Source organism: uncultured Desulfobulbus sp. (assembly GCF_963662935.2).
In the GTDB taxonomy this organism is placed as follows: domain Bacteria; phylum Desulfobacterota; class Desulfobulbia; order Desulfobulbales; family Desulfobulbaceae; genus Desulfobulbus.
Window position 1 is genome coordinate 1,495,081 of sequence record NZ_CAXXTL010000002.1, and the last position, 14,011, is coordinate 1,509,091.

12 protein-coding genes are annotated in these 14,011 nt (G+C 59.4%); 4 read left to right on the forward strand and 8 right to left on the reverse strand.

Annotated elements, in window-relative coordinates; all coding sequences use genetic code 11:
* Positions 1-21: 21 nt before the first annotated feature.
* Both ACHZCX_RS10910 and ACHZCX_RS10915 read right to left on the reverse strand, forming a co-directional pair.
* Complete coding sequence (locus ACHZCX_RS10910; protein ID WP_319587259.1) at positions 22-834, reverse strand: hypothetical protein; 813 nt, start codon at positions 832-834, stop codon at positions 22-24.
* Positions 835-958: 124 nt separating this feature from the next.
* Entirely contained in the window at positions 959-1,873 is a 915-nt protein-coding gene (locus ACHZCX_RS10915; RefSeq protein WP_319587260.1) for an alkaline phosphatase family protein, read from the reverse strand.
* Between the two features lie 272 nt (positions 1,874-2,145).
* Between ACHZCX_RS10915 and ACHZCX_RS10920 the strand changes: the two genes are divergently transcribed.
* The 3 genes from ACHZCX_RS10920 to ACHZCX_RS10930 are packed head-to-tail and all read left to right on the forward strand — an operon-like array spanning position 2,146 to position 4,902.
* Complete coding sequence (locus tag ACHZCX_RS10920) at positions 2,146-2,922, forward strand: DUF1045 domain-containing protein (RefSeq protein WP_319587261.1); 777 nt, start codon at positions 2,146-2,148, stop codon at positions 2,920-2,922.
* Entirely contained in the window at positions 2,864-4,204 is a 1,341-nt protein-coding gene (locus tag ACHZCX_RS10925) for a PhoH family protein (RefSeq protein WP_319587262.1), read from the forward strand. The genes ACHZCX_RS10920 and ACHZCX_RS10925 overlap by 59 nt, the downstream gene beginning before the upstream one ends.
* Entirely contained in the window at positions 4,201-4,902 is a 702-nt protein-coding gene (locus ACHZCX_RS10930) for a hypothetical protein (protein ID WP_319587263.1), read from the forward strand. The genes ACHZCX_RS10925 and ACHZCX_RS10930 overlap by 4 nt, the downstream gene beginning before the upstream one ends.
* 6 nt (positions 4,903-4,908) lie before the next feature.
* On the opposite strand, the gene ACHZCX_RS10935 is transcribed toward ACHZCX_RS10930, so the two are convergent.
* The 6 genes from ACHZCX_RS10935 to ACHZCX_RS10960 all read right to left on the reverse strand — a co-directional run bounded on the left by ACHZCX_RS10935 (position 4,909) and on the right by ACHZCX_RS10960 (position 13,030).
* Positions 4,909-5,961 carry a prolipoprotein diacylglyceryl transferase family protein gene (locus ACHZCX_RS10935; protein WP_319587264.1) on the reverse strand — a complete coding sequence of 351 codons (1,053 nt, stop codon included), beginning with the start codon at positions 5,959-5,961 and terminating at the stop codon, positions 4,909-4,911.
* Entirely contained in the window at positions 5,958-7,022 is a 1,065-nt protein-coding gene (locus ACHZCX_RS10940) for a phosphatidylserine decarboxylase (protein ID WP_319587265.1), read from the reverse strand. The genes ACHZCX_RS10935 and ACHZCX_RS10940 overlap by 4 nt, the downstream gene beginning before the upstream one ends.
* Positions 7,023-7,035: 13 nt before the next feature.
* Positions 7,036-9,411: a hypothetical protein gene (locus tag ACHZCX_RS10945; RefSeq protein ID WP_319587266.1), complete on the reverse strand. Its 2,376-nt coding sequence runs from the start codon at positions 9,409-9,411 to the stop codon at positions 7,036-7,038.
* Between the two features lie 281 nt (positions 9,412-9,692).
* Positions 9,693-10,997 (reverse strand): GGDEF domain-containing protein, encoded by a 1,305-nt coding sequence (locus tag ACHZCX_RS10950; RefSeq protein WP_319587267.1) that lies wholly within the window; start codon positions 10,995-10,997, stop codon positions 9,693-9,695.
* 232 nt (positions 10,998-11,229) lie between these two features.
* Positions 11,230-12,660 (reverse strand): hypothetical protein, encoded by a 1,431-nt coding sequence (locus tag ACHZCX_RS10955; protein WP_319587268.1) that lies wholly within the window; start codon positions 12,658-12,660, stop codon positions 11,230-11,232.
* 193 nt (positions 12,661-12,853) lie between these two features.
* Positions 12,854-13,030 (reverse strand): hypothetical protein, encoded by a 177-nt coding sequence (locus ACHZCX_RS10960; protein ID WP_319587269.1) that lies wholly within the window; start codon positions 13,028-13,030, stop codon positions 12,854-12,856.
* Between ACHZCX_RS10960 and ACHZCX_RS10965 the strand changes: the two genes are divergently transcribed.
* Complete coding sequence (locus ACHZCX_RS10965; protein ID WP_319587270.1) at positions 13,029-13,958, forward strand: glycosyltransferase family 2 protein; 930 nt, start codon at positions 13,029-13,031, stop codon at positions 13,956-13,958. The genes ACHZCX_RS10960 and ACHZCX_RS10965 overlap by 2 nt on opposite strands.
* The last annotated feature ends 53 nt before the right edge of the window (positions 13,959-14,011 follow it).

The following is a 14,011-nucleotide window of genomic DNA, read 5'->3' on the forward strand; positions in this document are numbered from 1 at the left end:
AGAGGTGAAAAAGCGGCGAAATCAGGTAAAGGCCCGGTGTTCTTTGTAGCCCAGCCACTGCTCGCGGAAGGAAAGGGGAAAGAAGGGCCGGCTGCGTTTGTCCGCGCTCCTCCGTTGGATCTCAAGGGCCATGGTCAAGCCCGGCGGGATGGCGGAATTCTTGCCACTGGCTGGCGGGGTCAGCTCGGGAGGGCGAATGGTGACCACCGAAACCGCCTCGGCCCTGGCGGTGAGCAGGCAAAGCAGCCCGGAACCGTGAGTGGCGGGGAGCAGCTTATCGTGCAGGCAGTAGTTGGAGCGGGCGGTGAGGCTCTGCCATTCCTTGAGGGGCACGGTGGCAGGCCGGTCGGCGCAGAGCACCACCGCGCCATATTTATCCCTCAGCAGGGGGTTGAGAAAGAGATCGCGCAGTTGCCGCGCCTGTGCCTGTGGTGCGGCGGCAAGATGGAGATTGAGGGCCAGCACCGAGGCGCCGTTCTTGCGGATCAGGGCGAATTGGACGACTTCCTCCTCCTCCGCGTCGCCGACAAAAAAACTGCCGCTGTTGAGCACCCACACCCCGCTGCCGGTGAGCATGGCCAGTCCCCTGGCTGCATGATTCCCATCTGAGAAGAGTTCGGCTTGATGGCGGCCGGCGGCAAAGCAACTCGATGTCAGGCCCAGTGTTTCCGACAACAGGTGGCTGAAATTTTCCTTGCCGTCCATGGAATGACGGATGGACTGACAACAGAGGAGGTCAATCCCATCCTGGCGCAGGGGCTGAAAGCGGGTGCGCAGGCGATGGGGCGATGCCTGGTTTTGAGTCGCGGCATCGAGGGTCATAACTCTGATCATGGTCGTGGTCTCCTGAGAGAGAGGGGTAAACCAATGGGCACGAACCCTCCATGCGGGGAAAAGGCCACTTCGATTTCTCCGACTATCAGTACAAGGTCTGTGTTTGTATCGGGTGAGGACTGGATCATTCTTTGGTCAGGATTGGTTTGCGCCCCGCTTCGTTTTGGCGTGTGCCGTCCCACTCCTCCCGTTGCCGGGGCCGGGCTGCTTTTTTGCGGGCCAGGGTTTTGAGTTCCAGCGGCTGATGGTGGAAGGCCTCGGCAAGCACCCCGCCTCGCCAGTCGGGATGGGCGGCCAGGCCAAGTATTCCGGCCATGGTCGGGGCGAGATCTAAAAGCGACAAAGGCCGAGCCAGCTCTTCTTCTTGGCGGATTCCCGGCCCTGAGAGGAGCAGGGGGAGGCCGGGTTCGTCCATTGCGGCGATGATCGGCCCGGCGCCGCCGCAACATCCCATCACCATGGTCACATAGTCCTGCCGCAGGCCGACCACGGCCAGATGTTCCAGGAGCAGACCCAGGGCACGGTCAGCCTGTTCGACACTTTCCAGATAGGGTTCCGAGGTGAAACCGAAATGGGTGCCGGCAATATCCGCCCCTTCAAGATAGAGCAGGCAACAGTCCGGCTTTTCCCGTTGTAGGTAACTGGCCGCTTCCGCCGCCAATTCGCGGTCAACATTGCGGATCGACTGGGAATTGATCAGCACTCCGGTCTGCAGGCTGCCCGGAGGAAAGAGCAGGCGCAAACGGTCGTTGGAATAGAAGACAGCACTGTTCTGGTGACGGTAACGCAGCAAGGAAAAGAGAGAAACAGCATGGGGTGAAATCTGAGAGATCCCGGAGTTGCTGTGCACGCCATGTTCCTCCGGTGGCAGGGAGGTCAGCAAGCTGACGAGGGTGGGTAATGTCCGACAGGGACGAAAAGGTTGAAGCCGCCGAGCCAGGACGCCACTGCGGGCAAGGTTGTCGAAGCAGGGGACATGGGCACAGGCCAGGGTGTCGGTGCGGAGGCCATCGATAACAACTACAAGCAGCTTGGGCATGGAGCGCTCCCTTTTGAGGTGAGGCCGCCGCATTGTTGAAGGAAGAAAGTGCGATCGACCGGGATGTCAGTCTTGTACCCGGTGGTTGTTATCGCACGGTTAGCCGGCAATTATGATTTGGTCAGGGGACCGGTCCATGCCCCCTGCCCTGATGCAATCGTAATCGTTTCATAACCTGGGATTAAAACCCAGTGTCCATAATGGGTTGGAAGATGATGGCAGGAGTCGTCATGGAATCTCATTCTCCCTTCCCAATGAAACGCTGATTATTTATGCGCTACGCCATCTATTATGTTCCCCCCGCGACCTCCCCCCTCTTGCATCAGGGCAACCAGTGGCTCGGCCGGGACGCCCTCTGCGGGCAATCCTTCCTGCAGCCTTGTTTTCAGGACATTGAGCCTGACCGCCTCACCGAATTGACCCGAACACCCGCCCGCTACGGCTTTCACGCCACCCTGATGCCTCCCTTCCGTCTCAAGGAGCGGCTGACCGAGACTGAATTGTATGATGCGCTCGCTGATTTCTCGGCCCGGCAAAGGCCGCTGCCCCTGCCCCCGCTGATCGTCGCATCTCTCGACAACTTTTTCTGCCTGCGGCCTGGCCGCCATTCCCCTGCCCTGCAGGCATTGGCTTCTCGATGCACCCGCGAGTTCGACCGTTTCCGCGCCCTTCTCAACCCAAGTGAGCTGGCCCGGCGCAAGGCCGTCCAGCTCAGTGGCCAGGAAAAAAAGAATCTGGAGATCTGGGGCTACCCGTATGTGTTTGAACAGTACCGGTTTCATTTTACCCTGACCTCCCGCATGGCCGAGGGCAAGCACAAGGAGCAGGTGCATGCCGCCCTGATCGAGACCTTTGGGCCTCTTCTCAGTGAGCCCCTGTTAATCGACGCCCTGTGTCTCTTGGTCGAGCCGGAATACGGTCAGCCCCTGCGCTGTCTCCACCGGTTTCCCTTTCCTTTCCCTTCACCCGAACCCGAGGAACGCCCCCATCATGACCAGCAGCTCCTCCAGCAAAACCTTTATCCTGGATACCAATGTCATCTTGCATGACTCGGCCTGCATCAACAACTTCCAGGAGCATGACATCGTCATCCCCATCACCGTTCTTGAGGAACTCGACCAGTTTAAAAAGGGCAACCAGACCATCAACTACCATGCCCGCGAGTTCGTCCGCGCCCTGGACGCCTTAAGCTCGGGCAAGTTGCTCAACGGCGGGGTCCAGATCGGACCGGACAAGGGCCGGGTGTCGATCAAGCTTGAGCAGGCGCTGCACGAGGACCTCCGCCAGCATTTTCCGGCTGCTTCCAAGCCGGATCATCAGATCCTCAACATCGGCTATCACCTCGCCCATGCCGACCAGTCCCGCCGCTCTATCCTGGTGACCAAGGACGTCAACCTGCGGATGAAGGCCAAGGCGGTCGGGCTGATGGCCGAGGATTACACCACCGACCATGTCAAGAATATCGGCGGCTTGTACACCGGCTGCCGCTGTCTGGACGGGGTGGAAGCGGAGTTGGTTGAGGCGCTGCACCGCGAGGAACAGGGCGGTGTTGGGATTGAATCGCTGTCGCTGGATCCAGGTCCCCTGGCCAATGAGTATCTGATTGTCCGCAACGGCCGCAAGTCGGCCCTGGCTACCTACCGTCCCGAGGACAAGAGTATTATCAAGATTCACCGGAAAGCGGTCTATGGCATCAATCCCCGGAACGCCGAACAGAGCTTCGCGGTCCACGCCCTTTGCAACCCGCAGGTTGCGCTGGTCACGGTTTCCGGCAAGGCGGGCACCGGCAAGACCCTGCTGGCCCTGGCAGCAGCCCTGGAGCAGCGGACCCGCTATCGCCAGATCATGCTCGCCCGGCCGATCGTGCCGCTCTCCAACAAGGATATCGGCTATCTTCCCGGTGACATCCAGTCCAAGATCAGCCCCTATATACAGCCGCTCTACGACAATCTGGCGGTGATTCGCGGCCAGTTTTCCGAGCAGAGCGAGATGGGCCAGATGCTATCCCGCCTGCTCGACGACAAGCGGCTGATCATCGAGCCGCTGGCCTATATCCGTGGCCGCAGCCTGGTGAAGATGTACATGATCGTTGATGAGGCCCAGAATCTGACGCCGCACGAGGTCAAGACCATCATCACCCGGGCGGGCGAAGGCACCAAGGTCGTTTTCACCGGCGATATCCACCAGATCGACCACCCCTATCTCGACAGTCAATCCAACGGCCTGAGCCACCTGATCGAAAAGATGCAGGGCCAGCCGCTCTATGCCCACGTCAACCTTGAAAAAGGCGAGCGCTCCGAACTCGCCATGCTGGCCAGTGAACTCCTATGAACCTTGCAAAAACCCCTCTACCCGATCATTCCCCGGTGCGCGCCATCCTGCCGCTCTGTCTGGCCCTGTTGTTCATGGCGGTGGCCAGCAGTCCTGCTTCCCAGATTTTTCGTTACCGGGAACAGACCGGGGGCGACAGCTTCACTTTTACCTGGCGCGCGGACCGGGAGCAGGACAACGCGACGGTGACCGTGACCCAGAATCAAGGGAGCGAGATCTTCAGCAGTGACAACACCGCCGAGGGAACGACCCTGTCCTGGCATTACGTGAAACAGCCGGACACCGATATCCGGGCTGAACGGGTCGGCGACCACATCCGCTTCAGCGGCCGGTTCGATGGCAAACCCATCGACAAGAAGGAGGCCATCGATTCCCGGCCCTGGTGCCAGCCTTTGTCGTTTTCGCTGCAGCGGATGGTGGCCCGCGATCAGCAGGTGGCCAGCTTCTGGACCATTCGCCCCGATACCCTGGAGGTGTTGGCCATGCAGGCCGAAAAGACGGGCAGTGAGCAAATCTCCGCAGACAACGGTGGCGTTCAGGCGGCAGACAAGGTGGTTATTCGCCTCGACGGGTTGATGTCGGCTCTCTGGAGGGCCGAGTACTGGTTCCGGCAGGGTGACCATCTTTTTCTCCAGTACCGGGGTACGCATGGACCTCCTGGTACGGCCGAGACCCTGATCTGCCTGATCACCTCCTGACCGGCATCAGATGCGGTTCTGCCGGACCTCAAAGGAAAGGGTGGCCCCGGTGACCATGCTGTGGCCGAAGTGGAGAAACAGAGCAAACCAGATGGCCTTCAGGCCGAGCAGCAGGAAAGGGTCGAGCAGCAGGACCAGCCCTGAGGCGATGTCGGGAAGTGGCAGGGTGGGTTGGGGAAATAGCAGGCAGAGTACGCCACCGTAGACAATGGCAGCCAGGCCCATTTTCTGATAGGCGGAGATGGCGGTGAAACCCCGGAAATCGGCACGGAGCATCTCAGAGATCACCCGCCAGACCTGTGATACCAGCAGACTGAGGAGAAAAGCGCTGCGGTAGCGGCCCTGAAAAAACAGGTGGCAGGCAACCAGGGCGGTGGCGGTGTAGAGCAGGCAGGTCAGTCCTTGAATTGGCACCAATTTGACCCCGGCTAGGCCCCCTTCGTAGACCGCCTTCTTGGTGGCTCCGGTAAAGACAAAGGCCACCCGATCAAAGAGGAAGGTGGCGAAACGGCCGCACTGGTGCAGGGGTTTGCCGTAGCAGCAGCCGAAACTGAGGCAGGCCAGCCTGCCCAGCCCCTCGCCGAGGATATAACCGATGCCGAGCGCCGCCATCACCACCTGGGTGTGCAGGAGGGGGACGTCCAGCAGCAGGCAACCGCCGTTGATCAGGAGGATGATCGGCGGCGTGGCGGCCAGACCGCAGAAAAAGGCGCCGCCGATGGTGAAGGTGTGGTGCTTTTTTTCCACCAGCCGGGCCACCCAGTGGGCTGCCGGCACACAGAGGCCGACAATCAGGAGCAGCAGGGTGAGCATCGGAGTCAGCGCCTGACCAGCAGCCCTGGTGAGGATGAGCACAAAAATAATGCCGATGACGGCGGCGGTGGCCAGTAACAGGCCGTACCAGGTGAAATTGACCCCGTGCCAATGGGTGTCGTCACGCCGCCGGACCGGGACCGTGGCCAGCATCTGAAAACGGTCGCCGGGGAGAAAGCGCCAGCCGAGAACGATCAAGAGGCTGAACAGGAGGGCGGCGGAGAGGAGGAAAAGCCATTCGTTCATAGGGATTCCGCAGAGGATGGCAGGGTGCAAAGGGGTGGAAAAGCAAAGGTGCCGATACCCTCCTGATGCCGTTTGACGGCAACGGTGGAACGCACCCCGACATCGGTTTCAACCAGGGGTTGACCCAGGCTGGCGGAAAACCGGCTGCGCACGTCGGTGCGCACCAGATTGCGCCGCAGGTCGCCGGAGAAGGTGACCGCCTCCTTTTGGAACAGGAGGATATCAGTGGAACTGCCGGGCCGGTAGAGGCTTTTGGGACAGCCCTTGACCAGGCGCATCCCTTTGGTCACTGGACGCGGGTTGTCATAGGCGATCTCGGAGTAACACTGGACGATGTCGCCGATCATCAAGGCCACCACCTCGATCATGGCCACCAGACCAACGCCGCTGCCGCCCGGTACATCGGTGTCGATAATGGTAACCACCCGCCGGTTTTTGGCGTGGAGTGAGGCCAGGGCAATTTGTGCCCGTGGATTGCAGGAATGGTAGCTGCCGTCGATCTCGTAAAAATCGATCACCTCGCCGCTGACCGGCACATGGTTGAAGTGGTACTTGTCCGGGGTCAGGCGGAAGACGGCGAAATCACCCCCGGCAAAGAATGGGTGCCAGCACAGGTCTTCGCCCAGGAGTTCCGAAACGGAGAAGAACTTTTCCTTGATAAATAACTCCGGGGTGTCTGTAAGGGTGCCGATCAGGACCTTGGCATCGGCCGGCGAGGCCACGGCCTCAGGGTTCGGGTCCATGGGCCGAAAATCCCAGTACCGGATCTTGCGTTCAAAGACATGCCGGGGGGTGGTGAAACTGTGATGCGAGGCGACGCATTCGCGCCAATCCACCCCCATCCGCTCCAGCAGCCGCAGGCCCCGCTGATTCTCCATCGGCAGGTTGCAATCAAAATGGAGGAACCCGAGAACACTCGACATGCGTTCCGAGGTCAGGGCCCGGAACAGGCTCGGGGCATGCTCGCGGACCCGGTTGTAGAGGAGGCCGATGGTCCGGTCGGCGATGAGGTACTCGCTGATGATTTCGCCGGTTTCACGAACAATATATTGATGTTCCATAGCGCGTCTCGATTCAGTTGCCGCTGGGATCGCCAAGTTCCCGGTGGATGATCAGCAGGGTGAGGAGGATGAGGACATGGATTTCCCGGTCCGTGGCTTCGCCGGCCAACAGCCGGCTGCCGGCTTCGCGGATGAACAGGGCTGCCGGAGCGCTGCCGGTCAACTGTTCCTTGAGGGCGCCGATGCCGGCATCGGTGCAGGCATCAAGTTTCCTGCCGTCGTCGATCAGGGTATCCAGACCGTTGGTCAGATGGAGGCGGCAGAGATCGGTGCGGTAATAGGTTTCCGCCGCCCGGTTGAAGTCGCCGGCCTTGATCCGCATCGGATCCGAACCCCGGCCGTGCTTGTCGAGAATGGCGCCGGTCAGTTGCGCTGCTGCCGTGGGCTTCGTCCCTCTGAGCATGGCCTCAAGGCTGGCAAAGATCTCCCTTGCCCCCTCGTTGCCGCAGGTCGCCGTCCAGCATTCCCCCTGCAGCACCTCCAGGCAGGCCAGTTGATAGGCCGCCACTTCGACCCGCAAAAAGCCCCTGTAGCGGCGGCTGGGCCGCTGCCGTTCGACCTGCGCGATGATCCGGCGCAGGAGCTTGTTTTTGGTGTCTGCCCGGAGAAAGACGGTGGGGACGCCGATGGCCGAGGCGAAAAAGATTTGCCGCCGCTCGCTTTCCGTACAGGGGTCGTCGGGGATATCGGCATGGGTGACCGTGCCCTCGATCACCCAGCGGTAGGCCATCTGCGTGATCAGGGTCTGCAGGTCCACGGACCGGGCAAAGGTTTCGCTGAGATCGGGGAAGAGCGAGTAATGGCGGCCCTCGAAGCCGGAAAACCCATACGCCGCAAGGGCCCGCATCCGGTAGGGCAGGTAGATGGCCATGCGGCTGTCGAAGACCCCCATCTCGGTCAGATCCTGCTTGAGCTGCTCCTGGTTCCCCAGCATGCCGTTCAAGGCCGGACTCTGCTCGACGCTCTGCAGGGCCACAAGATAGTCGATCAGACGGACATCGGGCAGATAGTCGCCTCGCAGCCGCAAGAGGCCGCTGGTCAGGCGGTCGAGCCAGAGCGGCCCCAGCGGGGTGAAGCTGTGGCCGCAGAATCGCAGATCCGCCTTTTTCTTCCACCGCCGCCAGAGCATGCGCAGATGGGTGTAGTCGAGTTCGTGCGGCAGGTAGCCCAGCACCTTTTCCGGGTGGAAATCGCTAAAGCTGAGGCGATGCGGCGCCGCCGAGCAGGTGGTGACAAAAAGCGGCAGGAAGTGCTCGACGATCTTGATCGCCAGGTCGCCGAAGTATTTTTCAAAACGGGCCCCTTGGGGTTCCCGGTAGCAACGGCTGAGCATCCTGCTCCCCAGGGTGATGTGGGTGCCGTTGTTGGCCAGGGAGGTGGAACTGGTGTTGGGCAGCACCACCAGGTTGTTGACAATGATGCCCGCCTCCTTCAGTTTGCCGATGGTGTTCAGCTGGCTCCGCGACAGGGTGCGATGGCAGAGCCCCATGTACTCCTTTTTGGACTCGCCCTGTTGCCAGCCCGAAAGGCAGGGGTTGAGAAATAATTCGCGGTAGAATTGATCGGAGATCAGATCATTGAGCTGTTTTTGCCGGGCCGGCGGATTGGGGGCCAGATACATCCGGCAGGTCTGACCGTATTTTTCCAGACGGAATTCGCGGTTGGCATACTGGATGAGCAGTTGCAGGAGGAAAAAGCGGCGGCTGGTCTCGTTGGCGGTGCTGCGTCCGGGCAACTCGTTGTTCCCGCCGCTGCACAGGGTGAAGCTGGTGATTTCCGGTGAGCAGTTGTCGCTGATCAGATGCTCCATCAACTGCTCGCCGGTCCTGAGGAGAATCGGATCGGCAAGGCCTGTTTGACCATTTTGACTGAGAGCATCGGCCAGGGAGAGTTTGAGCAGATAGCTGACCGGTACCCGCAGCCAAGGCTCACCCTCGCGGGCGAAGAGAAAACCGGCGCTGTCCCGCCGTGCCGGCCCGGCCGGGTTGCTCTTGTCGGCCAGGAGGTCGCGGTTCAGAACCGAGGTGGCGTATTCGCCCAGGAGGCGACGGGGAAAGCGGACCCAGGAATTCTCCCAGATCTGGCCTTTCTGGTCACCCAGAAAAGCATCCAGATCGGTGAGCAGATGGGGGCTGAGATCGCCGCGCCGGGCCCGCAGGGTCAGGTTTTTGTAATAGTTCGATTCGACAATGGCAATCGCCAGGTCCACCGCCGACCGGTTGCCCTCCACCGCTACCTGGAATTCGTTCTCCACGCCGACGGTGGTGTCGGCCCCGGAAAACGGGTGTTTGCCGCCGGCGTCGAGAATCTGCTGCCGGAAATGTTCTGCCTGCCGGGCGAGTTCGCTCCTGTCGAGGGGAGCAAGAAGGGAGGGAAGGGGCACGGTCATCGTTTGCTGTCCGTTGAAGGAATCCAAAATGATGCTTCTGGATTCCCACGATACAGAACGATTATTAGATTCCGGCTATGAACCGGTCAATATTACGTCAATAGGTCGTTTCATCCTTTCCTTCGGGGCCGGACATTCTGACCGCCCTCTCTTGTCCGCGTTTGCTGCAACAAAGGCTGCCCCACCCTCGGCCATCTTATTCATTTTGTGGCGTCTAAGCGATTGGCTCGACGGAGAGGAACATTTTCAACCCCTTTTGCTTATACGCCGCGATGAAGGCCTCAATCTGCAGTTTGATCCGTTTTATGGGCGGATGGGGATTTTCCGGCAAGGGCAAAGTGCGGTTCGCTGGCCAATTCATGAATGTATAGCGTGCTGCCCGGCATGGCCTTGGCATGATGTTTGGCTATCGACGCCTCTTCCGAGAGATCGATGTGGCAATGCCACTCCGTCGGTCTGACCACGACCGCGCCAACGGACAGGGTCATTTGCCGGTATTGCCGTTCCACACCTTCCCGGTCGGTGGTTTTGATCACACAACCAATGTGACCGTTGTACAGACCGCCAATACTGTCATCGAACTGCTGCAGGATTCGTTCGACAGTTGCCTGCCAATGAATGCTGTGAAAAATCGCCACAAAATCATCACCGCCGATATGACCGATAAAATCCTCTTGATCGTCGATGTTGGCAACCAGCAGTTCGGAAACAAAGCGCAGGACCTTGTCGCCTCGGCTAAATCCGAAAAAATCATTGAACGGTTTGAAGTTGTCGAGATCGAAATAGCAGACGGTAAAAGCGATATTCTGGCGAAACAGCTTTTGCAACTGTTGTTGAATCGGCACATTGCCCGGGAGCAGGGTCAGGGGGTTGGCATGGCGGGCCCGGTTGACCTGCAGCTTGGTGATTTCGTGCAGCAGGTCGATGAGGCGGCCCTTGCCGGTCTCCACTCCTTCGGTGATCACCCTGCAGCCCAGGGCGGTGGCCGTCTTGAGAATGGCACTGACAAACTGCTGTTTGGTGCGATCCTGATCGACCCCTTGGATGAAATGGCGATCGATCTTGACAATATCCGGGCGGATCTCGGACCATAGTTTCAGGCCGGAATAGCTGGCACCGAGGTCGTCCAGGGCCACCCGGAATCCCATCTGCCGGTAATGAACCATGGCCTGCTGCATCAGCTGGACATCCTCCACCGGGTGGGTTTCGGTCAGCTCGATGATAACCTGACTGGGGTTGACTCCCGCCTGTTCAATAAATTCGAGGGTTTGGCCCTCGCGGGAGTGCTCGTGGACCAAGCTGAACGGGTCGACATTGATGAACAGCCGGCCGGGCAATCTCAGTTGAGCGAACCGTTTGATCACCAATTGCCGGCAGAGGAGGTCGAGTTCCGCCAGTCGCCCCGCTCGCGTCGCAGCTTCAAAAAGCCGGGTGGGTGAATGAAGCACGGTGTTGACCGGGCCCCGAATCAGTCCTTCGTAGCCGTAGATCTGCCGGGTCTGGATGTGGACGATCGGCTGAAAATGCACCTTGAGATTCTGTCCTTGAATGACCGCATGCAGCAAAGACTCTATATTTTGGTCCATGACACCGATTTTGCTCTTTCTGAGGGTGCTTGCCTGGAAAGCCTTGCAGTGCAACGATTTCTTTATCGAGCACCGGTTCCTGAAAGAGTGTTGTATCGGTCTTCTGTTACAGTTTGATCAGTCTTTCATTTTTTTAAGGTTTGAAGCAGGGCTGCGGCTGAGCGCACCGGCAACACCATGTCCGAAACATGGTTGCTGGATAAAAAAGAAGGGGAGAGAGGGGCATGATCGATCAGCCAATACGGTCGGGCGAATGAACTCTGTCGAGTTTTTTCCAGGAGGCAGCTAATACCATGCCGACCACCAGGGGTGCCAGCCAGACCAGTCGGCTCTGGTAGCGGTCGTGGGGATTGGACAGGGCGCCGCAGATAAAGGCGTTGCCAAGGAGAGCAAAGAAGACGAACAGGGCCAGCGCGGCGAGATCGCGGCGATCGTTTCGCCAACTCCAGAGAACAATTGGCAGCAGGCCCAGCACCGAGATCAGGGCAACGGGGATATGAATCAGGTTGAGCCGGTCGAACAGCTCCTGGGTAACCTGGCCGTGCTGTTGCCGGGCTTCGAAGAAGGGCGGGGCGATACCGGGCAGGAATTTATGAATAATGCCACGGGTGTCGCTGTGGCTTTCATAGAGGGCGTCACCGGTCGCCACCTTCACCATTTGCTGGGCGGTGGAGCGCAGCGTGGTCCAGAGGGTCATGCCTGGATAAGCGGTCACGGCAGCCCTGGTCAGGTGTTTGAGTTCCGGTTCGGAACTGCCTCTCCAGCCGCCGAGATCCTGAAAGGGCGACCCCCCGTTCCAGAGAAAGTCATCGGCCGTTGCGGGCAGCCGGTGGCGCAGTTCGCAGAGTTTGATATCGGGTGCGGGACAGTGTTCGGCCAGCCACCGCTGGGCAATGCCGTCCTGGACCAGTCGCCCAAAAAGAAAGGTCGGGCCGCCAGGGGTATAGCCCCCCTGACCGGTCAAGGCGAGATGGAGCAGGGGCATGAGCAGCAGGCTGGCCAGGACCACAGCCAGCGGCGGCATGATACACACCGCCGGTGTCCAGCGACGGCCCAGTATCCTTGCTGCCAGGATGACCGCGATCAATCCCAGGGCCAAGGCCAGGCAGGACATATGCGAGAGCAGGCCCAGCAAGGCGATCGCCGCCAACCCTGTGCGCTCCATCCAGCCAATCCTGGGCCAATGCATTGCCAGGAGCCAGAGGGACAGGACCATCAGGGGAACCAGGATATCGGGCATCAATTGGCTGGTGTACCAGGAAACACCTGTCAGGCAAGCTAGGCCGGCGGAAAAGCAAGCCAGCGCTTGGGCGCCGGAGGGCAGGCCATGGCAGCGGAGCAGAAGGCGGATCAGCCAGAGGGTGCAGAGCGACTGCACGAGCACCGGCCCCCAGAAGGACTGCCAGCCCAGCGAGCCCAGCCAGAGAAAAAGGCCGTAAAACAGAGAACGCCCAGGAACAAGCTCCATTCTCAGGACGGCATCGACATAGCCGCCGGTATCGTAAAAGGTAAGGGCATAGCCGTTCCACAGAGCCGGGGTCAGCAAGGCGGCGAGGCTGAAGGTCAGATAAACAGGCCAGCTCAAAGTGGCTCGTCCTTTTGCGATGCGATTGGTTACCAGGGCGAGAGAGGAAAGACTGGGCACGGTTTTCGGCTGGAACATGGTGTCGCTTCCATTCAATGCAGCAGTTTTTGATGACAGAATAAAAGCATCTTGTAGCAGCTAAGAATGAGAAACCGGTTAGGGGACGATCAGGAAACGGTAAGGGGATGAATCAGTGATGATCAGTGGCACTTCTTCTTTCCCGCTTTATGCCGGTTCATGCTTGGAAGATTAAACATGATGTAACGCAAATTTAATCCAATCCAAACCTGAGTTTTATATCTTCATATTGACTAAAAGAAAATGTTGCCCCGGCAATTCCGCCGGGTTCGGCAACCGGTTGAAGGCAGTGCCCCGCAGGCGTCAAAGCAACATCAAGCGCCCCTTGAGCCAAACTATATGATCCCGAGAAGTTGATCAAAACTCCCATGAACGCACGACTCAACACCGCTGTACTCATTCCCTGCTACAACGAAGAGGCCGCCGTGGGCGAGGTGATCCGCGATTTTCGCGGTGTCCTGCCCCATGCCCGGATTTACGTCTATGACAACAATTCGCGGGACAACACCATCGAGGTAGCGCGAGCCGCCGGCGCCACTGTCCGGACGGAGTCGCTGCAAGGCAAGGGCAATGTCGTGCGGCGGATGTTTGCCGACATTGAGGCCGATGTCTATGTGCTGGTGGACGGCGATGCCACCTATGATGCGGCCACAGCGCCGGAGATGATCCGGTGTTTGCTCGACAATCAACTGGATATGGTCAACGGAGCGCGGGTGACCGCCATCAGTGAAGCCTACCGTCCGGGACACCGCTTCGGCAACTGGCTGCTCACCGGTATTGTCCGCTGGATTTTTGGCGATCGTTTTAGGGATATGTTGTCGGGGTACCGGGTCTTTTCCCGGCGATACGTCAAGAGCTTTCCTTCGCTGGCCAACGGTTTTGAGATTGAAACCGAGTTGACGGTGCACGCCCTGCATCTGCGCATGCCGACCGCGGAGATTGCAACGCCGTACAAAGACCGGCCGGAGGGTTCAACCAGTAAACTCTCCACCTTCAAGGACGGATTTCGCATTCTGTGGATGATTCTGAAGCTGATCAAGAATGAAAAACCGATCTCGTTTTTTTTGGTGATTGCCGGCTTCTTTGCCGTTTCCTCGGTCATCCTGATGGTGCCCATTCTCTCCGAATTTTTCGCCACCGGCCTCGTGCCACGCCTGCCGACGGCGGTGCTCTCCATGAGCATGATGATCCTTGGTTTTTTGAGTCTGGCCTGCGGTCTCATTCTCGACACGGTGACCCGGGGCCGCTGCGAAATCAAACGGATGCGTTATCTCAACATTCCGGTGATTGAAGGGTGAAAGGAAAGGGAATGGGGAGCTTTTGTGAGCGTTCCGGCATGGCCTTGCGATGC